Source organism: Streptomyces sp. NRRL F-2664, assembly GCF_000719345.1.
In the GTDB taxonomy this organism is placed as follows: domain Bacteria; phylum Actinomycetota; class Actinomycetes; order Streptomycetales; family Streptomycetaceae; genus Streptomyces.
The window spans coordinates 282317-303085 of sequence record NZ_JOFX01000005.1 but is presented as its reverse complement, the minus strand read 5'-3'; the positions used below and the strand labels follow the sequence as shown (position 1 = coordinate 303085).

Below are 20769 nucleotides of genomic sequence, written 5' to 3'. Positions count from 1 at the left end.
CACCCGGGCCGCTCGCGGGTCAGGCGCGGCAGAGGATCTCGGCGTTCAGGACCGCGAACCAGGCGTCCGGCGCGGTGCCCCAGGTGTGCCAGGCCTCGGCGGCGGCCGCCAGGTCGGCGGGCGTCGCGTGGCCGCCGCGCACGGCGGTGTCCGCGTACGACGAGGACTGCGTCCGGTCGGCCCACAGGGACGACCACCAGGCCGTCTCCTCCGGGGCGGCGAAGCACCAGGCGGTGGCCGAGGAGGTCACGTCCGTGAAACCGGCCTGCCGGGCCCACGCCCGCAGGTGGCGGCCCGCGTCGGGCTCGCCGCCGTTGGCGCGGGCGACCCGCCGGTACAGGTCCAGCCACGTGTCCAGGCCGGGCGTCGCCGGGTACCAGGTCATCGCCGCGTAGTCGGCGTCGCGCGCGGCGACGACCCCGCCCGGCCGGCACACCCGCCGCATCTCGCGCAGCGCCCGTACCGGGTCCCCGACGTGCTGCAGCACCTGGTGCGCGTGGACCACGTCGAAGGAGTCGTACGGAAAGTCCAGGGCGTGCACGTCCGCGACGGCGAACGACACGGCCCCGCCCAGGCCGCGCTGCTGCGCATGGGCCCGGGCCTGGGCCAGGACGTCCTCGGCCGCGTCGACCCCGGTGACCCTGCCGCCCGGTGCGACCCGCTCCGCCAGGTCCGCCGTGATGGTGCCCGGGCCGCAGCCCACGTCCAGGACCGCCGCCCCGGGGCGCAGCTCGCCGAGCAGGTACGCAGCGGAGTTCTCCGCGGTGCGCCAGCGGTGCGAGCGCAGGACCGACTCGTGGTGGCCGTGTGTGTAGACGGCGGTCTCCCGGGCGGCGCCGGTGGCGGCGGCGTGCTTGGTGTCCATGGCCGAACCCCTCTTCGTCGAAGCGTCGGCACCACCGTAGGCGATCAACTCGTCATATGAGATGAGCGTATTGGTATATGGACAGGAGGCCTGTGTGCCAGGAGGTCAGGCCGGGCCCGGGGCGGGGCGGGACGCAGGTGGTCGTCCCGCCGGGGACACCGTCCCCCGGGGGTGTGCGGGTCGGACCCGGAGGGAAGTGTCCGGCAACAGGCACAAGCCCCCAAATAATCGTATAAAGGTCAGGGTCGGCGGAGTGCGGCGCGGTCAACGCGGAAGGCGGACAGCGGTGGAGGGGATGCAGCGCACGACGGCGGAGGGCCGCGGCCCCGTCCGCTACGGTCCGCCCGCGCCGCCGCCCGGCCTGCCCGTGCTCCCCGAGCTGGTGACCGTCCTCGGCGCGGCCGCCGGACGCTCCGCGCCCCAGCCCCCGGGCGGCGGTGCGTCGCTGCGCGAGGCGGCGTGCCGCCACTGGGGCCGGCGGGGGCTGGCCACCTCCCCGGGAGACGTGGCGGCGGGACCCGGCGCTCCGGCGCTGCTCCTGGCCCTCCTCGGGGCCTGCGGGGGCGACGTGATGCTGCCGCGGCCCTGCCCCGCGTGGTGGACCCCGCAGGTCCGCCTGCTCGGGAGGCGGGCCTACCACGTGCCGACCCCCGCCGAGTGCGGTGGCGTACCGGACCCCTACGCCCTGCTGGAGACCGTACGGCGGGTGCGCGCCGAGGGCGGCGACCCACGGGTGCTGCTGCTGTCCGTCGCCGACGACCCCACGGCGACCGTGCCGCCGCCCGAGCTGGTGCGGGAGGCCTGCGAGGCCGCCGAGTCCGCCGGACTGTTCGTCGTCAGCGACGAGAGCTGGCGCGACACCGTCCACCGCCCCCACGACGACCTCGTCCTCAGTCCCGCCGAGATGCTGCCCGAGGGGACCGCCGTCCTCGTCGACCTCGCCGGCGCCCTCCTGCCCGCAGGCTGGCCCGCCGCCGTGGCCCGCTTTCCCGCCAACGCGCACGGTGCCCGGCTGCGCGCCCACACCCTGGACGTCCTCACCGCCACCGGCGCGACGGTCGCAGGGCCCGTCGCCTACGCCGCCGCCCACGCCCTCGACGAACCCGGTGCCGTCGCCGTACGCGCGTCCGCCGCCGCCCGCCTGCACGGCCTGGTCGCCACCGCCGCGCACCGCGAGGTCCGTGCGGCGGGCGCACTGGCCCTGCCGCCGCAGGCCGGTCGCCACCTCTACGCCGACCTCACCCCGCTGCGCGCCGGACTCGCCCGGCACGGGGTCGGCGATGCCATGGAGCTGGAGGACTGGCTCGGCGGCCGGCTCGGCGCGGCCACCCCCGGCGGACAGCGGTTCGCGGACGACCTGGCCGCACTGCGCGTGAGGCTGTCCACGGGGCCGCTGCTGGGCAGCACTCCCGAGGAGCGGCTGGCCGCGCTCACCGCCCGCGATCCCCTGGAACTGCCCCACGTACGCGATTGTCTGGACCACCTCGGCTCGGTCCTCACGGGGCTGGCCTGACCCCGGCGGGCCGCCCCCGCCCCCCACCCGACCCCGCGACCCAGGTGAACGGAGACGCTCGATGAGGGACCGGACGGACGCCGCCCCCGCACCCGCCCCGGCCACGCCGTCCGCGGCCGCATCCGCCCCGGGGCCCGGGCGTCCGGCCGCAGGCGCCCGATCGGCCCCGCCGCCGTCCGCACCGCGCCCGCTCGGTGCGCACCGCCGCTGGCCCCGCTCGTTCGCGGACCGGCTGACCACCCCGCTCCCCGGCGTCCGCGCTTTCGCCCGGCTCGCCCGCGAGGGCGCCTTCCGCCCCGGCCCGGAGGGCCTGCGCGGCATCCCGGACCTGCCGTACGCGCCGGGCCCGCTGCCCCCCACGGCCCCCGGCCAGGTGTCCGTCACCTGGGTCGGACACGCCAGCTGGGTCGTACGGACCGGCGGGCTGACCGTGCTGACCGACCCGGTCTGGTCCCGGCGCATCCTCGGCACCCCGGCCCGGATGACGCCCGTAGGGGTCCCGTGGGAGGACCTCCCGGCCGTGGACGCGGTCGTGATCAGCCACAACCACTACGACCACCTCGATGCGCCCACGCTCAGGCGGCTGCCCCGGGACACGGCCGTCTTCGTCCCGGCGGGCCTCGCGGGCTGGTTCCGCCGCCGCGGCTTCACCCGGGTCACCGACCTCGACTGGTGGGAGGCGGCCGAACTGGACGGCGTGCGTTTCGAGTTCGTGCCCGCCCACCACTGGTCGAAGCGGTCCCTGACCGACACCTGCCGGTCCCTGTGGGGCGGGTGGATCCTCACCGACACCCGCAGCCCGGCCCCGAGGAAGGTCTACTTCGCGGGCGACACCGGCTACGGCCGGTGGTTCCGCGAGATCGGCCGCCGCCACCCCGGCATCGACCTCGCGCTGCTGCCCGTCGGTGCCTACGCGCCCCGCTGGTGGCTCGGCGACGTGCACGCCGACCCGGAAGAAGCCGTCCAGGCCTGTCTCGACCTCGGGGCCCGGCGGATGGCCCCCATGCACTGGGCGGCCTTCGTGCTCTCCGCCGAACCGGTCATGGAACCCCTGCACCGCACCCGGGCCGCCTGGTCGCGCGCCGGACTGCCCCGCGAGGATCTGTGGGACCTCCCGGTCGGCGCCTCACGCACCCTCCCGGACCCGGAGCCCGACCCCGGTCCCGCCCCGGACGCGGAGGCCGCCGCGGCCCCGGAGCCGCCCACCGGACCCGGTCCGGCCTGACCTGCGCGACACCCTCGGGAACCCGCCCGTCCGTGCGGTCCGGCCCCCGCCGCGGCCCGGCTGCGGGCACGGGAGTGGCCGGCGCCTCCTCCGGCCCTGACCCGCACGCCCGTACCGGCCTGAGCCGTGCAGGTGCGCCGGTGGAACCGGTGATGCTCCGGCCGGCCGGACACGCTTCGTGAAAGGCCCTCAGGGTGTGTCAGCCGGCCCCGGACGCAGGCGGCGCCAGGCCGCGGGGCCCGCGCTGATCAGCACGGCCAGGCCGACCGCCAGGGCGACGCCCTTCCACGGCTCGGAGAACAGCGAGCCGCCCAGGATCCCGATCAGCCCGTACGTGGCCGCCCAGGCCAGGCACGCGGGGCCGTCCCCGCGGGCGAACCGGCGCAGCGGCAGCTCCGCCAGCAGGCAGGCCAGCATCACCGGGATCCGGCCCGCCGGCACCAGCCGGGAGAGCACCAGCACCGTGACCCCGTGCTCGTCGAGCCCGGTCTGCGCCTGCTCCAGGCGTTCGGGTGCGGCGCGGCCGCGCAACGCCTCCAGCCACCGGGAGCCGCCCCGTGAGCGCACTCCGCGCTGCCCGAGCCAGTACAGCGAGAGGTCGCCGGTGAAGGCCGCCAGAGCCGACACCGCGAAGACGAGCAACACCCCGTACGGCGACTGGTGGTGGAAGGCCACCACCGCCGCCGAACTCACCAGTGCCCCGGTCGGGATGACCGGCACCAGCGCTCCCAGCGCCACCAGCACGAACAGCGCCGGGTAGCCCACCGCCTGCTGGGTGGTCTCCGGCGGCACCTGTCCGGCTCCCGCCGCCGCCACCGCCGTGAGGTCGCGCAGCGTCACGGCAGCCGCACCCGCTCCCCGTGGTCCGGCACCCGCACGGCCACCTTCGGCGCGAACTGCCGGGCCAGCCGCTCGAACTCCCCGCCCGGCGCGTGGAACTCGTGCGGCCGCACCGCGTCCATCCCGACGGGCCAGTACGTCCCGTAGTGCACCGGCACCGCGGCCGCCGGTGCCAGCTGCGCCAGCGCACGCGCCGCCCGCCCGGCGTCCAGGTGCCCGGACCCCAGGTACGGACCCCAGCCGCCCACCGGCAGCAGGGCCACGTCCACCGGGCCCACCTCCTCGGCCATCGTGTCGAACGGCCCGGTGTCCCCGGCGAAGTACGTCCGTGCCGCGCCCTGCACGACATACCCGAGGGCCGGCGCGCGATGCGGGCCGAACGGCAGCCGCCGTCCGTCGTGCCGGGCACTGACGGCCCGGACCCGTACCCCGTCCCCGACGCGGACCTCCTCGCCCGGCGCCGTCTCCGTCACCACCAGCCCGCGCAGCGCGGCGAGCCGTGCCAGTGCCGGGACCGCCCGCCGCGCACCGCGCGGCACCAGCAACCGAGTTCCCGGCGCCAGCCGTCCCAGCGACGGCAGGTGCAGGTGATCGGCGTGCAGGTGCGACACCAGCACCACGTCCGCCACCGCCGCCCCGGGCGGCGGGAGCGCCCCGCGCCGCCGCCGCAGGTGCGCGAGCCGCCGCGCGAACAGCGGGTCCGTCAGCAGCCGCACCCCGGAATCCTCGACGGTGCACGTCGCATGACCCCACCAGGTGATCTCCACCGCCACCGCCCCGCCCTCCCTCGTCGCCCGCCGGACCCCCTCCCCATCATGCCGGGCCGGACGCCGTCGCCACCGCTTCGGAACGGGAACCCGGCACCCCCTCCTCTCGGGCGGCGGATCGGAGTAGGGTCCGGCGGCATGGAAGAGTTGCGCGTGGCCGCGATCGCGAGCCTGGCCCCGCTCGAAGACCTGGATGCCGACCCCTTCGCCGTGGACACCCGCGGCCAGTACGCGGTGTGCGCCCGCTGGGCGGCCGAGCGGGGCCACGTCGTGATCAAGCAACTGCTCGTGTACGGACTGCGTGCGGACCACTGCGGGTTCTGGTCCGACATCGACGCCGCGCGGGTCGACCTCTTCGTCGCCGCCAACCAGCGGGTCCTGGCCCGGGCGCTGCGCTGCGTGGAGGAGTTCACCGCCGAGTGCGAGCGGCGCGGCATCCGCCTGGAGACCGCCGGCCACGAAGAGCCCCGGTACACCTCCGGGATGAAGGCCGAGGTGCACCGGCGGCTGTCCATGCCGACCGCAGGCTACGACGGCACCTGACCCGCACCGCCCCGATCCCTTCCCGACCCCCGATCCCGGCCGCGATCCCCTCCCGGTCACCCGGCCGGGCGAGCGCCGCTGTGCGAGCCTGGAGGCCGGAGACGACCCAGGGGGTGGCACGGTGCGGCGACGACGGTGGCGGACCACGGGCCGTGCCCTGGTCCGGGTGCTCCTCGTCTGGGCGGTGTCCACCCTCACGATGCTGGCCCTGGCCGGGATCCTGCCGGACTTCCGGCTCCAGTCCGGCAACGGCGACAGCATCACGCGCATCGGCCTCACCGCAGCCTGGGGCGCAGGCGCCTTCGGCCTGCTGAGCGCCCTGGTGTGGCCCGTGCTCGTGCGGGCCCTGCTGCTCGTGCCGGCCCTCGTGCTCGGGCTGCTCGTCTTCTTCCTGAACGGCTCGTTCCTGCTGCTCGCCCTCCGACTGATCCCCGAGGGGCGGGGCGAGGCCGCCCCCGAGACCGCGGTCGTCGTGGCGGCCGTGATGTCCGCGGTGGCCTCGGCGACGTCCACCGCGCTCGCCGTGCGCGACGACGGGGCCTACCGGCGCCGGCTCTACCGGCTCGCCGACCGGCGGCGCCGGCGGCAGAACTCCGGCGCCGCGCCCCGGACCGGGCCGCCCGCCCCCGGACTGCTGGTCCTCCAGCTCGACGGAGTCGGCCACGACGTGCTGCGCGAGGCGTGCAACCGTGCACTGATGCCCACCGTCGCGGGCTGGCTGGAGCGCGGCCACCGCGTCACGCCCTGGTCCACGGACTGGTCCAGCCAGACCGGCGCCAGCCAGCTCGGCATCCTGCACGGCTCGACCTTCGACGTGCCGGCCTTCCGCTGGTACGAGAAGGACACCCGCGAGGTGATGGTCTGCAACCGGCCCACCAGCGCCGCGGAACTCCAGCGACGGGCCGTCGAACGCACCGGGGACGGCGGACTGCTCACCCTCGACGGTGCCAGCCGCGGCAACCTCTTCAGCGGCGGGGCGGACCAGCTGGCGCTCGTCCTGTCGGTCTCGGCGCGGCGGGGCCGGGCCAACCGCTCCCGCGCCGGCTACTTCGCGTACTTCTCCGATCCGGCCAACGCCGTCCGCACCGCGCTGTCCTTCGTCGCCGACGCGGCACGGGAGATCTGCCAGTCCCTGCGGTCGCGGATCCGAGGGGACCGGCCCCGGGTGTCGCGCGGCGGCCTCTACCCGCTCATCCGGGCCTTCGCGACCGTGGTCGAACGGGACGTGGTGGTCGCGGCCGTGATCGGCGACATGCTCGCCGGGCGCTCCGCGGTCTACGCCGACCTCGTCGCCTACGACGAGGTCGCGCACCACTCGGGCCCGCGCGGCCGGGACGCCGACCAGGTCCTGGAACGCCTCGACCGCAGCCTCGCGCTGCTCGCCCGGGTCGCCGAGCACGCACCGCGCCCCTACCGGATCGTGCTGCTGTCCGACCACGGCCAGAGCCCGGGGGAGACCTTCCTGGCACGGTACGGACTGACTCTGAAGGACCTGGTGCGGGCGGGCTGCGGACTGCCCGTCTCCCGTCGGGCCGGTCGTACCCGCAGCGGGGCCGAGGCCCGCGCCGCGGTGCTGGCCGCCCTGCACCGGCCGGTGGAGGAGGACGAGGAGGCGCGGCCGGGGCCGGGCTCCGACCCGGTGGTGCTGGCGTCGGGCAACCTCGCCCTGATCTCCTTCCCCGACGTCCCCGGCCGGGCCTCCCGGGACCGCATCGAGCGCATGCACCCGGCGCTCCTGGCGACCTTGGCGAACCATCCCGGCGTCGGCTTCCTGCTGGTGGACGGGGTGGTGCTGGGCCCCGGCGGGGCGCAGGCCCGGCTGGACGCGCCCGGCGAGGCGGAGGAGCTGCTCGCAGCCTTCGGTCCCGGCGCGGCCGCGGCCGTGCGGCGGACCGACGCCTTCCCGCACGTGGCCGACATCATGGTGAACTCGGCGTACGACCCGGAGACGGGCGCGGTGCACGCCTTCGAGGAGCAGATCGGCTCGCACGGAGGCCTCGGAGGGGAGCAGGGGCGGCCGTTCCTGATGTGGCCCGCGGAGCTGTCGGACCCGGGGGGCGAACTGGTCGGCGCGGAGGCGGTGCACCGCGTGCTGCGGCGCTGGCTGCGGGAGGCGGACGGCCCGCAGGTACCGGTGGCCGCGGCGACGGGCAGGCTCGCGGAGGTGGCGGACCGGGGCCTCGCGGAGGTGGCGGCCGGCGGCCCGTCGGAGGTGGCGGCCGGCCCGGCGGAGGCGGTCCGGGCCGGGGCGGTTGCCGGCGAGGCGCCCGCGCCGGGGGTGCCGGAGAATTCCCCGCCGGACGGCCGCATCAGCGGAATCCTTCCTTCCGAAAGCCTGCCCGCACGGGACGAAACCCGCTGATTTGGTGCACCCCGCACGGTGGCCGACCATGTGTCGACCCCGCCCACCATGTGAGACGACCCGAGGCGCACCACCGATGACCAGCACCGCAGCCCTGCCCGCCGAGGCCACCGCACCCCCCGAGCGGGGCCGCGACCCGCACGCGCGGCGCTTTGGCCTCCCCATTGCGACCTGTCTGGTCATGGGCAACATCATCGGCGGCGGAATCTTCCTCCTCCCGGCCTCGGTCGCCCCCTTCGGCACCATCAGCCTTCTCGCCTTCGCCGTGCTCACCCTCGGCGCCATCGCCCTCGCGCTCGTCTTCGGCCGCCTCGCCCACCGGCACCCGCAGACCGGCGGCCCGTACGTCTACGCCCGCGCCGCCTTCGGCGACTTCGCCGGCTTCCTCGCCGCCTGGAGCTACTGGATCACCTCCTGGGTGTCGAACGCGGCCCTCGCCGTGGCGTCCGTCGGCTACCTCTGCGTCCTCTTCCCGGCCATCGGCGCGCACAAGTGGTCCATGTGCCTGGCCGCCCTGGCCATGCAGTGGCTGCCCGCGCTCGCCAACCTCGCCGGCACCCGCTACGTCGGCGCCGTCCAACTCATCGCCACCGTCCTGAAGTTCGCCCCGCTGATGCTCGTCGCCGTCGGCGGCCTGTTCTTCTTCGACCCCGCCAACCTCGGCCCCTTCCAGGCCACCGGCCAGAGCCCGGCCGGCGCCCTCTCCGCCTCCGCGGCGATCCTCCTCTTCAGCTACCTCGGCGTGGAGTCGGCCGCCGTCAGCGCCGGGGAGGTCCGCGACCCCGCCCGCAACGTCGGCCGGGCCACCATCCTCGGCACCGCCGGCGCGGCCGTCGTCTACCTGCTCGGCACCCTGTCCGTCTTCGGACTCGTCGCGCACGAGAAGCTCGTCACCTCCGAAGCCCCGTTCACCGACGCCGTGAACGCCATGTTCGGCGGCACCTGGGGCGGCACCCTCGTCGCCTGCGCCGCCGTCATCTCCATGGCGGGCGCCCTCAACGGCTGGACCCTGCTCAGCGCCCAGACCCCGTACGCCGCCGCCAAGGACGGGCTCTTCCCGCGTGCCTTCGAGACCAAGCGGCGCGGCGTCCCCGTGGTCGGCGTCGTCGTCACGACCTCCCTGGCCTCCGCCCTGACCGTCTACAACTACACGGCCGGCTCCGACGGAGTCTTCGAGATCCTGGTCCTCGTCACCACTTTCACCGCGACCGTCCCCTACCTCCTGTCGACCGCCGCGCAGCTCTACTTCCTGCTCTCCGGCCGGGGAGAGCGGGTCCACCGCGGACGCCTGGCCCGCGACGGCGCCCTCGCCGCCCTGGCGTTCGGCTTCTCGATGTGGCTGGTGGCCGGCTCCGGCTACGCGGCCGTCTACCAGGGCGTGCTGTTCCTCTTCGGGGGCGTCGCCGTCTACGCCGTCATGGCCGCGCGCAGGCAGCGGACGCCCGCCTGACCGGAGAAGGGGCGCCCGCCCGGCCGGGTGACAGGCGGACGCCGCCCGACCGGGGAGAAAACCGGATGCCGGACGGCGGGTGGTGCGGCCAGACTGACCGCACCACCCGCCACCGTCCCACCCCGAAGGACTTCCGCACCCGTGCAGGCCGCCGTCACCGTCACCCCCGCCCGGCTCCCCGAACTGCTGCTCGGCCTCGCCACTGTCCGGCCCGTGTTCCTCTGGGGGGCGCCCGGCATCGGAAAGTCGTCGCTCGTACGGAAGTTCGCCGACTCCCTCGGCCTGGAGTGCGTCAGCCTCCTCGGCACGCAGCTCGCCCCCGAGGACCTGATCGGCGTACCGCAGATCCGCGACGGCCGTTCCGTCTTCTGCCCGCCCGAGGCCATCGCCCGTGACGAGCCGTACTGTCTCTTCCTCGACGAACTCAACGCCGCGGGCCCGGACGTCCAGAAGGCCTTCTACTCGCTGATCCTCGACCGCAGGATCGGCTCCTACGAGCTGCCCCCCGGCTCCATCGTCATCGGCGCGGGCAACCGCGCCACGGACAACGCGCTGGCCCGTCCCATCGCCTCCGCCCTGGTCAACCGCCTCACCCACGTCCACCTCCAGGCGTCCGCACAGGACTGGCTGGTGTGGGCGGGAGAGCACGGCATCCACCCGTGGGTGACCGACTACCTCACCGACCGCCCCGACCACCTCTGGTCGCAGCCGCCGAAGACCGAGGAGCCCTTCTCCACCCCCCGCTCCTGGCACATGCTCTCCGACGCCCTGCACTCCTTCGGCGCGGACCTGGACGAGCAGACCCTCAAGGTGGTCGCGCACGGCACCCTCACCCCCGCGCACGCCGTCTCCTTCTGCGGCTACGCCAAGATCGTCCGGCACACCTTCGGCATCGAGGCCATCCTGAAGGGCGACGCCTCCTGGCCCGCCCGGCTCCAGGACCGCGACCTGCTCTACTACCTCGCGGAGGCCTTCCGGGGCCGTCTGCTGAAGGAGCTCCCGGCACGCAAGGAGCACGTCTCGCCCGCCCTGCGCCAGCACACCCACCGCTTCAAGTCGCTCCTCGTCCAGCTCGCCGAGATCTCCGTCGAGGTCGCCCAGACCGTCATCGCCGACGACCCCGACGGCCGGCCCGTACTGCCGGGCTGGTTCCTCATCGAGGCCGCCCGCGACATGCCCCGCCTGGTCGAGGCCCGCCGGTGAGCCGCAGCGGCAAGGCCCGGACGAAGGCCGCCGCCGACCCGGACCCCGCCACCCGGGCCTTCGCCGAAGGACTGGCCAAGGTCAGGCAGAACCCGGCCCTCGGGGCCCTGGACGCCACGGTCTGCCGGGAGAACGGATGCCGGCAGTCCCCGGCCGGCGGACTGGCGGCCGTCACGTCCAACGGCGTCGTCCACGCCCACCCCACCCGGCGCGCCGACCCGCGCGAGTGGGCGTGGGCGCTCGCCCACGCCCTGCTCCACCTGGGCTTCGGCCATGTGCCGGCGGCCGAGGAGGAGGACCGGGACCAGCCGGACCGCTTCGACCTCGCCGCCCGCTGCGCGGTCGTCAACCGCTTCCTGCTGACCTTCCCCGTCGGCCGTGCCCCGGACCACCTGCCCGCCCAGTACCCCGGCGGCGACGAGGACGAGCTCGCCGCCCGCTGGCGCCGCGACGGCATCCCGGCCGCCTACGAGCACTGCGGCACCGCCGGCGACCACCCCGACCAGGTCCTCGTCCCCTGGCGGACCTGGAACTCCGCCGTACCCGACTGGCAGGCCGTCTTCGCCGCCGCCCTCACGCGCAGCGTCTCCGCCGCCATGGACGTGGCCGGCGGCCGGCGCGACCGGACCACCGGGGAGCGCATCGCCCAGCGCCCCTGGGACCGGGCCCTGAACTGGTTCGTGTCCTCGTACCCGCTGCTCGGCGGGCTCGCCGCCGGCCTGACCGTCGTCGCCGACGCCGAGCTGGCCCGCGCCCAGGGCATCTCCATCGCCGCCGTCAGCGCCACCGCCGGGGAGATCTACATCAACCCGCTGCGCACCTTCGAGGACGAGGAGTGGCGGTTCATCCTGGCCCACGAGATGCTGCACGCCGCGCTCCGCCACGGCGAGCGCCGCGGCCCCCGCGACCCGTACCTGCACAACGTCGCCGCCGACTACGTGGTCAACGACTGGCTGCTGGAGATGCGGATCGGCAGCATGCCCGAGGGGTTGCTGCACGACCCGGCGCTGCGCGGCCTGTCCGTCGAGGAGGTGTACGACCGGATCGCCACCGACCTGCGCCGGATGCGCCGCCTGGCCACCCTGCGCGGCAAGGGGGCCGGGGACATCCTGGGCGAGCCGCTCGCGCACGGCGCGGGGCGCCCGTACACCGACCTCGACGAGTTCTACCGCCGCGGCCTCGTGCAGGGCTTCGACCTGCACGTCCGCGGCGGGCGCGGCCTGCTGCCCGCCGGGCTGGTCCAGGAGATCCGGGCCCTGGCCCACCCCCCGGTGCCGTGGGACGCCCGGCTCGCCCGCTGGTTCGACGAGTACGTGCCGAGGCCGCAGGCCGTACGGTCCTACGCCCGCCCGGCGCGCCGCCAGGCCTCCACCCCGGACATCCCGCGGGCGGGCCGCCACTTCCCGCCCGAGGAGGTCGCCCGCTGCACCTTCGGCGTGGTGCTCGACACCTCCGGATCGATGAACGCCGCCCTGCTCGGCAAGGCGCTCGGCGCGATCGCCTCGTACGCCGAGGCCCGCGACGTCCCGGCGGCGCGCGTGGTGTTCTGCGACGCGGCCCCGTACGACGCCGGCTACGTCCCGCCGACCGAGATCGCGGGCCGGGTCCGGGTCCGCGGCCGCGGCGGCACGATGCTCCAGCCGGGCGTCGACCTGTTGCAGCGGGCCGAGGACTTCCCGCCCGCGGCACCCCTGCTGGTGATCACGGACGGCTGGTGCGACACCCTGCGCATCCGCCGCGAACACGCCTACCTGATCCCCCAGGGCGCCTCCCTCCCCTTCACCCCGAGAGGCCCGGTCTTCCGCCTCACCTGACCGCCATCACGCCCGCCGGCAGCCGCTGCAGGGCGAGGAAGAACCACGCACGACGCCCCCGGCCCGCGGGATCGCGGGGCGGGGGCGTTGCGGACGGGGTCGGCTCAGTCGAGGTAGTCGCGCAGGACCTGCGAACGTGACGGGTGGCGCAGCTTCGACATGGTCTTCGACTCGATCTGGCGGATGCGCTCGCGGGTCACCCCGTACACGCGGCCGATCTCGTCGAGGGTCTTGGGCTGGCCGTCGTTGAGGCCGTAGCGCATGGAGACCACGCCCGCCTCGCGCTCCGAGAGGGTGCCCAGGATGGACTGGAGCTGCTCCTGGAGGAAGGTGAAGCTGACGGCGTCGGCCGGGACGACCGCCTCGGAGTCCTCGATGAGGTCACCGAACTCGCTGTCGCCCTCCTCACCCAGCGGAGTGTGCAGCGAGATCGGCTCGCGGCCGTACTTCTGGACCTCGATGACCTTCTCGGGGGTCATGTCGAGTTCCTTGCCCAGCTCCTCCGGCGTGGGCTCGCGGCCCAGGTCCTGGAGCATCTGGCGCTGCACACGGGCGAGCTTGTTGATGATCTCGACCATGTGGACGGGGATGCGGATGGTGCGCGACTGGTCGGCCATGGCGCGCGTGATCGCCTGCCGGATCCACCACGTGGCAGGAAGAGCATGCCGCGGCCGGTGTAGCGCTTGGCGAGGGAGACCACGAGGCGGAGGTTGGCCTCCAGCAGGTGGTTCTTGGCGCGGCGGCCGTCCTCGACGAGGATCTCCAGCTCACGCTTGAAGGCGGGCTTGTGGTCCTCCTCCTCTTCGAGCTTGTACTCGGAGAAGAGGCCGGCCTCGATGCGCTTGGCGAGCTCGACCTCCTGCTCGGCGTTGAGGAGAGGCACCTTGCCGATGAGCTTGAGGTAGTCCTTGACCGGGTCCGCAGTGGCACCGGCCACCATGACCGTCTGCGCCGGGGCGTCGTCCTCGTCCTCGTCGGAGAGCACGAAGCCCTGCGCGCCGGCCTTGGGGGCCTCCTCCTCGGCCTCGTCGACGAGGTCCTCGGCCGCCCAGTCCTCGCCCTCGACGGCCGGGGTCTCGCCCTCGTCGGCGTCCTTGGCGCTGGTCTTCTTCGCCGCCGCGGTCTTCTTCACGGCGGTCTTCTTGGCTGCGGTCTTCTTGACCGTGCGCTTCTTCGGCTCGGCGGCGGTCTCGGCCGGCACCGCCGCCTCCGCAGCCGCGGCGGCCGACGGAGCGGATATCGCCGAGGCCGTGGACGTGACCGCGGTGGCCGCGGCCGGGGCGGCGGTCTTGCGGGCACCGATGGGGCGGGGCGCGGCGGCGGCCTTCTTGGCCACGGTACGGGCGGGGGCGGCGGCAGCCTTGCGGGGCTTCTTGGCGGCGGCCTTGGTGGCGGGGGCCGCGCTGACGTGAAGGGCGACACCCTCCTCGTCGAGGACCTGGTTCAGGCTGCGCAGGACCCGCTTCCACTGGTCCACCGGGATGCGGCCGGCCTCGAAGGCCTGGCGCACGTCGTCACCGTTGATGTGACCCTGCTCGCGGCCGCGCTCGACGAGCGCGACGAGGGCCTCGGATTCGGCGATCTCCGGAGGGAACGTACGGGACGGGCTGAGCGACACAAGGAGCCTCTCGTTGCGAGCAGATAGGGGGTCGGCGGGACATCATCGCGCGAACTCGGGAAACAGACCCGAGGAGGGTCTGTATTCCGGGCCGCGCGAGGACACCTGTCGGTTCATCGCATGCCCGAGTAGATTCGTTACGCGCTGAATTGAGTGACCTGCGCCACGCTGCGACCGGGCAACCGGATCCGGCGTGGATCCGTCCGCCCCCGCGCGTCAGGCCTTCTTGCGGGCTTCGATCAGGAAGCGGGCGGTGTGCGCGACGAACGGGCCCTCGCGCTCGATCCGTTCGTGCAGCTCGCGCAGGCGGTCCCGGTACTGCCCGACCGTGAAGCCGGGCACCATCCAGATCACCTTCCGCAGGAAGTAGATCACGGCTCCGATGTCGTGGAACTCGGTGCGCAGCCGCTCGGAGCGCAGGTCGACCACCTCCAGACCCGCTTGCGTGGCGTCCGCGACCGCGTCGTCGGGGTGCCGGCTGCGCCGGACGTCCTCGGGCTGCGGCCCGAGGAAGTACTCGACGAGTTCGAAGACGCTCGCCGGGCCGACCTGCTGCGAGAGGTACGTGCCGCCCGGGGCGAGCACGCGGGCGATCTCGTCCCACCAGATGGTCACCGGGTGCCGGCTGGTCACGAGCTCGAAGGCCTCGTCGCCGAAGGGCAGGGGCGGTTCGTCGGCATCCGCGACCACCACCGCGCCCAGCGGGTGCAGCAGTCTGGTCGCCCGCTCGATGTTGGGCGGCCAGGATTCCGTGGCCGCCATCAGGCGGGGGAGGGGGCCGGATCCGGCGAGGACCTCCCCGCCGCCGGTCTGGATGTCCAGGGCCGACCCGACTTGCGCCAGGCGCTCGGCCATCAGGCGCTGGTAGCCCCAGGAGGGACGCTGCTCGGTGGCGCGGCCGTCGAGCCAGGAGAAGTCCCAGCCGTCCACGGAGACCGACTCGGCCTCGGCGACAAGATGGTCGAAAGTACGCGTCATGTACTGATCGTCGCAGGTCGGGCGCCGGGCGACCACCGGTTTGGTCGACTACAGTGGTCGGCGGGCCGTGACTGGCGTTCGGGTGGATGACCACCGGGGAGCGGCCCGGCGTGCCGGGACCTCCCGCACGCCGACTGCCGCGCGCCTGGGCGAACCGCGAACCGCGACCGCGATCCGCAGCGACGTTCAGGAGACCCCGTGACGACTGCCCAGACTGCTCCCGCCGCCGGTACCGCCCGCCTGATGGACGGCACCGCCCTCGCCCGCCGCATCTCGGAGCAGACCGCCGCCCGCGCGGCGAGGATCACCGAGCGCACCGGTACCGCGCCCTGTCTGGCGACCGTGCTGGTCGGCGAGGACCCCGCCTCCGTCACCTACGTCCGCATGAAGCAGAACCGCTGCGCGAAGGCCGGGATCACCTCCCGGCACGTGGAGCTGCCGGCCTCGACCACCACCGAGGAACTGGTCGCGACGATCACGGCGCTCTCCGAGGACCCCGGGATCAGCGGCATCCTGCTCCAGCACCCCGTACCGCACCACATCGACGAGCGCGCCGCCTTCGAGGCCATCGCCCCCGGCAAGGACGTCGACGGCGTCACCATGCACTCCTTCGCGGCCATGGGCTTCGGCCTGCCGGGCTTCGTCTCCTGCACGCCGGGCGGCATCATGCGCCTGCTCGCCGAGTACGATGTGGACCTGACCGGCAAGCACGCCGTGGTCGTCGGCCGCAGCGCCATCCTGGGCAAGCCGGCCGGAATGCTGCTGCTGGAGCAGAACGCCACCGTCACCTACTGCCACTCCCGCACCCGGGACCTCTCCTCGATCGTGCGCCAGGCGGACGTGCTGGTCGCCGCCGTCGGCAAGGCCGAATTCATCCGGGGCGAGGACATCAAGCCCGGCGCGGTGGTCCTGGACGCCGGATACAACGAGGGCAATGTCGGCGACGTCCACTTCGAGTCGGCGGCGGCCCGGGCCTCCCTCATCACGCCGGTTCCGGGCGGGGTCGGCCCCATGACGATCGCCGTCCTGCTGGAGCAGACGGTGCAGGCGGCGGCCGCGCAGGCCGGGCTGGACCTCGCGGACCTCTGACCCGCCCCGCTCGCCGACCGGCGCGCCACCACGGCGCGACGCCCCGGACCCGGGCCGGGGCGTTCGCGTGTGCCGACCTCCCCGAGGCCTTCCCCCGCGGGTCGACGGCCACGGACCGCCGCGGCGGCCGCCGGGCCGAGGACGGCCGCGGTCAGCCGGCGGGACCCGCGGACAGCCGCGGACGGTCCCCCGGCCGCGGTGCCGCGCGGCTCACCGGGCCTGCCCGACGGGGTCGGCCGGGCCGACCGGACCGCGGGCCTCACCGCCGGGTGCACCGCCGGCCGGGCCGGCGGGGGTGCCGGTGCCTGCGCCGGTTCTCGTCCCCGGCGCCGGGTCGAGTCCGGCGACGGCCCGCTCCGCGGCCGTGAGCGGCGGGGCCTTCAGCGCGCCCCGGTCGGAGGCGCGCGCCACGTGCCAGACCACCGACGGGCGCAGCCAGTGGGTGGGCTCGATGCTCATGGTGAGGACGTTGAACAGGGCCGCGGTGAGCGCCTCGTCGGTGGTGGCCCCCGTCATCAGCCGGTTCACGTAGCCGTTGAGCAGGCCGGTGCCGGCGCGCGGCTTCATCCCGGTGGCGCCCGGGTACAGGATGTCCTGCGAGGTGGCGAGCTCCCAGGCGGTGGCGACCTGGGGCGCTATGGCGCGCTGCGCCTCGCGGCCGATCCCCGGATGGGCGAGGCCCTTGGCCCGCAGCAGGTCGCGCACGGCCAGCAGGCCCTGGGCGGCCACGGTCATGCCCTGCCCGTACAGCGGGTTGAAGGTGGCGACCGAGTCGCCGACGGCGAAGAAGCCGTCGGGCAGCTCGGCCTTCTCGAAGTAGACCCGGCGGTTGGCGGTGCCCTGGGTGACGGCGACGTCGGTGAGGGGCTTGCGGTGCTCCAGGAGCTCGCCCACGATCGGGTCCCGGACGGACTTGGCGAACGGGATGAACGCCTCCGGGTCTCCGGTCGGCTGGCCGCCGCGGGTGCCGGACAGGGTCGCCTGCCACTGGCCGTTCTCGATGGGCACGATCGTGGCCGTCTGCCCGGGCACCGGCACCCGGGGGTCGGACTGCACGTTGACGATGGGGAAGCCCATCTCGTGCGCGCCGGCCGGCGCCTCGAAGATCCGGGTGGCGTAGACCAGGCCGGAGTCGACCTGGGCCTGCCGGATGCCGTTCACGCCGAGCGCCTGCAGCCACGTCCGGGCGCGCGATCCGCGGCCGCTGGCGTCGACCACGAGATCGGCCGTGACCAGCCGGTCCTGCTCCTCGGGGGTGTCGACCCGGACGCCGGTGACCCGGCCCGCCGTGCCCTCCAGGCCGCGGACGCGGCTGCGCCGGAGGGTCGAGACCCCGGGGAGGGCGGTGACGCGGGCGCGGACGACCGAGTCCAGCAGGTCGCGGCTGCAGGAGATGTTGAACTGCTTCTCCCCGCAGCGCGGGATCCAGCCCTGTGCGGTCTTGGTGACCAGGTCGGTGGGCAGGCTGCGGCGGATGGCGCCGGCCTTGGTCCAGTCCTCGGTGATGCCGGGCAGGATCCGCTCGATGGCCCGGGCGCCGCCCGACCACAGCAGGTGGGTGTGCCGGGCCTGCGGGAGGCCGCGGCGCGGGGCCGGCCCCTCGGACAGGGGGTCGGCGTCGATGACGGTGACCGTGGCGTGCTCGGCGAGGACAGCGGCCGCCAGGAGACCGGCCAGACTGCCGCCTATGACGACGGCGTGGCGGGGCGGGGAGGACTGGTTCATCGTGGCGTGCTCTCTGTCGGGGCCGTGCTGGGGGCATCGGCGTGAGGATGCGGCGACCGGCTCGTACGGGTCACGGCGTGGCACCGGGCTTCCCCAGCCGAGTGAGGAGGTGGTACGTGCGGTCGCCCCGGGGAACTGCTGCTCCCGGGGCGCAGGAGGGCAGGGGCGCGGGAGCCGGCCGGGGCGCGGCCCCGGTCCCGCGTCCGGCATCGGACGGCGGCCTCGGGCGGGCGCGCGCCGGCGGTTCGGAGGCCGGCTCGCGCAGGGCCCGTGTGGTCCTCATGGTGTCTCCCCCTCGGCGGCGGCGCCCTCGGTCGGCTCCCCGCCCTTCGTGCCCGGAGGTCCGAGCTGCCCCTCCCGTGCGAGGAGGTCGTCCAAGTGGTCGGCCAGGGACTTCCAGCCCTGGGGCGACAGCCGGCCGGCCCGCGTGACGATGCTCCGTACGTCATGGGCGCGCAGCACGGCCAGCATCGGGTTCTCCCGGTCCCGTTGCACGCACTCCAGTTCGCCCTCGATGAGTGCCAGGGCCGTGGCGAGCGCCTCGGCGTCCTCGGCGAGCAGGAAGCCGCCGTCGACGCCGTAGAAGCGTTGGATGCCGGCGGCCGCGGCCAGGTTCGGCATGCCTTCGCCCTGGGCGAGACGGGTCAGGGACTGCCCCGACGCGTCGAAGGACCTGGCGATGGCCGTCAGAGAGTGGGCCTGGCCGTCCGCCCGCGGCCGGGTGCGCCGCAGGTGTTCGAACCGCTGGCGCACCTGCTCCTTCAGCGGGAGCCGGGGCGGCCTGCCGTCGAGGGTCTGCCGGATGGCTCGGGGCGTGATGCCCGTCAGGTAGGAGAGGTGTTCCAGGTCGTCCCGCCCGTCCGAGACGGTGGTGACGGACAGGGCGAGGGCGCGTTCCACCGCGCTCTTGCAATCGGCCAGCAGGAAGCCGGCGTAGACGCCGAAGAACCGCTGCACACCGGCCGCGTGGCCGAGCCGGGGGAGCCCGGTGCCCGCGTTGAGCGGGCCGAGGGAGGCACCGGGGGCGTCGAAGTCGTGCGCGATGGCGGCGAGCGGCCATTCCCGGCCGTGTTTGTCGCGGCGGGTGGCGCGCAGCAGCCGGAACCGCTCGTGCACCCGCCGCTCCAGCGGTACCTCGGCGGCCGTGCCCGCCACCACCCGGGGGATGCGCAGGGGTTCGACGCCGGACAGGTGGCTCAGCCGCTCGACCGCGAGCACGTCGGCCGGGTCCTGGCCGCACCGCTCCGCGAGTGCCCCGACGCGCCGCCAGATCGCGGCGAGATCGGGTCGGGCGGCGGCTGGCACCGGCTGATTCTCCATTTGTCGACAGGGCGTTCGAGTGGAACGGGCTGCGTGAAGCCTAGCCCGCCGCCCCCGGCCGAACCACGGGAACCCCAATGTTTCCTGCTGCCCACCTCAAAAACCGTTGGCATGACCCCGGAGGTAATCGACCCCCGCCTCGGGTGCCCGGCACAGTGGCGGCACCGGGTTGCGAAAGCCGCGCACTCGGCTCCGCAACCCGGTCCCCACCTGGCCGTTCGACCTCGACGGAGGCTGATCTCCCCATGTCCGCGACCCTGCTCGCCGGTTTCGCCCGCACCCCCGTCCCGCTGCTCGCACTGCGCCGATTCCTCGCCCTCGACGCCGTCGTCACCACCGGCAACGGCCTCGCCTACGCCGCCCTCTCCGCGCCGCTGGGCCGGCTGCTCGGCGTCGGGCAGGAGCTGCTCCTGGCCCTCGGCGTGCTGCTGGTCCTGTACGGGGCCGCCGTCGGCCTGCTGGCCGCGCGCCACCGGCCCCCGGTGCTCGCCGTGAAGGCCGTGGTGGAGACCAACTACGCCTGGGCGGGCCTGAGTCTGCTGGCCCTCCTCGTGTGGTTGTCGCCGACCGCGACGGGGGCCGTGTGGATCCCGGTGCAGGCCCTCACGGTCGCCGGGTTCGCCGTGCTCCAGCAGCTCGCGCTGCGTTCAGTCGCCGAGTGAGCGAAGGTACTTCACCGTCGCCGGGTCGGCCGGGAGCATCGTCTCGATGGCCAGCTCGGCGACGGTCACGTCCATCGGCGTGTTGAAGGTCGCGATGGACGACACGAAGGACAGCAGGTGGCCGTCGTGCTCGATGACCAGCGGGAGCGCGAGGTGAGGCACGGGCTCCCGCGGTGCGCCGTCGCCGGGGCGTTGCGCCACCGGATAGCAGGAGACCTCCTCGTACAGGGCGCGCAGCGGCTCGGAGCGGGCCAGTGCGATCTGGCGCTCCATCTGGGCCAACAGGTGCCCGCGCCACTCCCGCAGGTTGCGGATCCGCGGGGCCAGGCCCTCCGGGTGCAGGGTGATCCGCATGGCGTTCAGCGGCGGCGTCAGCAGGTGCTCCGGCAGGCCGTCCAACAGCATCAGGATGCCCCGGTTGGCGGCGACGACGTCGTAGGTGGCGTCCACCACCAGCGCGGGGTAGGGCTCGTACCCGGCCAGCAGGCGCTGGATGCCCTCGCGCAGGGTCTCCATCGACGGGTCGTCCAGTGCGGTCTGCGCGTAGTGCGGGGCGTAACCGGCCGCCAGCAGCAGGGCGTTGCGCTCGCGCACGGGGACGTCGAGGCGGTCGGCGAGCCTCAGCACCATCTCTTCGCTCGGCCGGGACCGCCCGGTCTCGATGAAGCTGATGTGCCGGGAGGAGGAGTCGGCGCGGCCCGCCAGCTCCAGCTGGCTGATCCCGCGCCGCTGCCGCCAGGTGCGCAGCAGGGCGCCGACGGTGGGTGTCGAGGTGGTCATGGCCGTGACGGTAGC

At 74.7% G+C, this 20769-nt stretch carries 16 protein-coding genes, 1 pseudogene and 1 riboswitch; of the genes and pseudogenes, 9 read left to right on the top strand and 8 right to left on the bottom strand.

What is annotated here, in order from left to right; all coding sequences use genetic code 11:
• Positions 1-19: 19 nt before the first annotated feature.
• On the bottom strand, positions 20-865 hold the full coding sequence (locus IF89_RS0108665) for a methyltransferase domain-containing protein (protein WP_030763631.1): 846 nt from the start codon (positions 863-865) through the stop codon (positions 20-22).
• Positions 866-1160: 295 nt separating this feature from the next.
• On the opposite strand from IF89_RS0108665, the gene IF89_RS0108660 reads away from it, so the two are divergent.
• Positions 1161-2378: an aminotransferase class I/II-fold pyridoxal phosphate-dependent enzyme gene (locus IF89_RS0108660; protein WP_030763629.1), complete on the top strand. Its 1218-nt coding sequence runs from the start codon at positions 1161-1163 to the stop codon at positions 2376-2378.
• Between the two features lie 61 nt (positions 2379-2439).
• Positions 2440-3603, top strand: a complete 1164-nt coding sequence (locus tag IF89_RS0108655; protein ID WP_078628171.1) for an MBL fold metallo-hydrolase — start codon at positions 2440-2442, stop codon at positions 3601-3603.
• Between the two features lie 189 nt (positions 3604-3792).
• Here the strand turns inward: IF89_RS0108655 and IF89_RS0108650 are convergent, their stop codons facing one another.
• Entirely contained in the window at positions 3793-4443 is a 651-nt protein-coding gene (locus tag IF89_RS0108650) for a DedA family protein (RefSeq protein WP_043193333.1), read from the bottom strand.
• The gene (locus IF89_RS0108645) at positions 4440-5216 is read right to left on the bottom strand and encodes an MBL fold metallo-hydrolase (protein ID WP_030763620.1); all 777 of its coding nucleotides are present in this window, start codon (positions 5214-5216) and stop codon (positions 4440-4442) included. The genes IF89_RS0108650 and IF89_RS0108645 overlap by 4 nt, the downstream gene beginning before the upstream one ends.
• Positions 5217-5348: 132 nt before the next feature.
• On the opposite strand from IF89_RS0108645, the gene IF89_RS0108640 reads away from it, so the two are divergent.
• The 5 genes from IF89_RS0108640 to IF89_RS0108620 all read left to right on the top strand — a co-directional run bounded on the left by IF89_RS0108640 (position 5349) and on the right by IF89_RS0108620 (position 12582).
• Positions 5349-5753, top strand: coding sequence for a hypothetical protein (locus IF89_RS0108640; RefSeq protein WP_030763617.1), 405 nt, complete (start codon positions 5349-5351; stop codon positions 5751-5753).
• Between the two features lie 199 nt (positions 5754-5952).
• Positions 5953-8115 (top strand): alkaline phosphatase family protein, encoded by a 2163-nt coding sequence (locus IF89_RS0108635; protein WP_420706894.1) that lies wholly within the window; start codon positions 5953-5955, stop codon positions 8113-8115.
• Between the two features lie 76 nt (positions 8116-8191).
• Positions 8192-9565, top strand: a complete 1374-nt coding sequence (locus IF89_RS0108630; RefSeq protein ID WP_043193330.1) for an amino acid permease — start codon at positions 8192-8194, stop codon at positions 9563-9565.
• Positions 9566-9706: 141 nt separating this feature from the next.
• Positions 9707-10768: an ATP-binding protein gene (locus tag IF89_RS0108625; protein ID WP_030763609.1), complete on the top strand. Its 1062-nt coding sequence runs from the start codon at positions 9707-9709 to the stop codon at positions 10766-10768.
• The gene (locus tag IF89_RS0108620) at positions 10765-12582 is read left to right on the top strand and encodes a DUF2201 family putative metallopeptidase (RefSeq protein ID WP_030763606.1); all 1818 of its coding nucleotides are present in this window, start codon (positions 10765-10767) and stop codon (positions 12580-12582) included. Before IF89_RS0108625 ends, IF89_RS0108620 begins: the two co-directional genes overlap by 4 nt.
• Before the next feature lie 104 nt (positions 12583-12686).
• Here IF89_RS0108620 and IF89_RS37835 read toward each other — a convergent pair.
• Both IF89_RS37835 and IF89_RS0108610 read right to left on the bottom strand, forming a co-directional pair.
• Positions 12687-14200: pseudogene (locus tag IF89_RS37835) on the bottom strand (RNA polymerase sigma factor).
• Positions 14201-14416: 216 nt separating this feature from the next.
• A complete protein-coding gene (locus IF89_RS0108610; protein WP_030763603.1) occupies positions 14417-15178 on the bottom strand; it encodes a methyltransferase domain-containing protein in 762 nt (253 codons plus the stop codon).
• Between the two features lie 57 nt (positions 15179-15235).
• A riboswitch (ZMP/ZTP riboswitch) is annotated at positions 15236-15336 on the top strand.
• Positions 15337-15421: 85 nt separating this feature from the next.
• On the opposite strand from IF89_RS0108610, the gene IF89_RS0108605 reads away from it, so the two are divergent.
• On the top strand, positions 15422-16267 hold the full coding sequence (locus IF89_RS0108605) for a bifunctional 5,10-methylenetetrahydrofolate dehydrogenase/5,10-methenyltetrahydrofolate cyclohydrolase (protein WP_030763600.1): 846 nt from the start codon (positions 15422-15424) through the stop codon (positions 16265-16267).
• Positions 16268-16477: 210 nt separating this feature from the next.
• Here IF89_RS0108605 and IF89_RS0108600 read toward each other — a convergent pair whose 3' ends face one another.
• Together IF89_RS0108600 and IF89_RS0108595 are read right to left on the bottom strand one after the other, a co-directional pair.
• Positions 16478-17992 carry an NAD(P)/FAD-dependent oxidoreductase gene (locus IF89_RS0108600; RefSeq protein WP_107047223.1) on the bottom strand — a complete coding sequence of 505 codons (1515 nt, stop codon included), beginning with the start codon at positions 17990-17992 and terminating at the stop codon, positions 16478-16480.
• Positions 17993-18271: 279 nt separating this feature from the next.
• Complete coding sequence (locus IF89_RS0108595; protein WP_030763594.1) at positions 18272-19297, bottom strand: hypothetical protein; 1026 nt, start codon at positions 19295-19297, stop codon at positions 18272-18274.
• A 260-nt stretch (positions 19298-19557) separates the two neighbouring features.
• Between IF89_RS0108595 and IF89_RS0108590 the strand changes: the two genes are divergently transcribed.
• Positions 19558-19974, top strand: a complete 417-nt coding sequence (locus tag IF89_RS0108590) for a hypothetical protein (RefSeq protein ID WP_030763593.1) — start codon at positions 19558-19560, stop codon at positions 19972-19974.
• Here IF89_RS0108590 and IF89_RS0108585 read toward each other — a convergent pair.
• Positions 19960-20754, bottom strand: a complete 795-nt coding sequence (locus IF89_RS0108585) for a helix-turn-helix domain-containing protein (protein WP_030763590.1) — start codon at positions 20752-20754, stop codon at positions 19960-19962. The genes IF89_RS0108590 and IF89_RS0108585 overlap by 15 nt on opposite strands.
• Positions 20755-20769 lie beyond the last annotated feature (15 nt).

Excerpts from the sequence above, each read along its gene's own strand:
- IF89_RS0108640 (WP_030763617.1), top strand. The coding sequence starts at position 5,349 with ATGGAAGAGTTGCGCGTGGCCGCGATCGCGAGCCTGGCCCCGCTCGAA.
- IF89_RS0108610 (WP_030763603.1), bottom strand. The coding sequence starts at position 15,178 with ATGACGCGTACTTTCGACCATCTTGTCGCCGAGGCCGAGTCGGTCTCC.
- IF89_RS0108585 (WP_030763590.1), bottom strand. The coding sequence starts at position 20,754 with ATGACCACCTCGACACCCACCGTCGGCGCCCTGCTGCGCACCTGGCGG.
- IF89_RS0108590 (WP_030763593.1), top strand. The coding sequence starts at position 19,558 with ATGTCCGCGACCCTGCTCGCCGGTTTCGCCCGCACCCCCGTCCCGCTG.
- IF89_RS0108605 (WP_030763600.1), top strand. The coding sequence starts at position 15,422 with ATGGACGGCACCGCCCTCGCCCGCCGCATCTCGGAGCAGACCGCCGCC.
- IF89_RS0108600 (WP_107047223.1), bottom strand. The coding sequence starts at position 17,992 with ATGAACCAGTCCTCCCCGCCCCGCCACGCCGTCGTCATAGGCGGCAGT.
- IF89_RS0108630 (WP_043193330.1), top strand. The coding sequence starts at position 8,192 with ATGACCAGCACCGCAGCCCTGCCCGCCGAGGCCACCGCACCCCCCGAG.
- IF89_RS0108665 (WP_030763631.1), bottom strand. The coding sequence starts at position 865 with ATGGACACCAAGCACGCCGCCGCCACCGGCGCCGCCCGGGAGACCGCC.
- IF89_RS0108660 (WP_030763629.1), top strand. The coding sequence starts at position 1,161 with ATGCAGCGCACGACGGCGGAGGGCCGCGGCCCCGTCCGCTACGGTCCG.
- IF89_RS0108635 (WP_420706894.1), top strand. The coding sequence starts at position 5,953 with ATGCTGGCCCTGGCCGGGATCCTGCCGGACTTCCGGCTCCAGTCCGGC.
- IF89_RS0108655 (WP_078628171.1), top strand. The coding sequence starts at position 2,440 with ATGAGGGACCGGACGGACGCCGCCCCCGCACCCGCCCCGGCCACGCCG.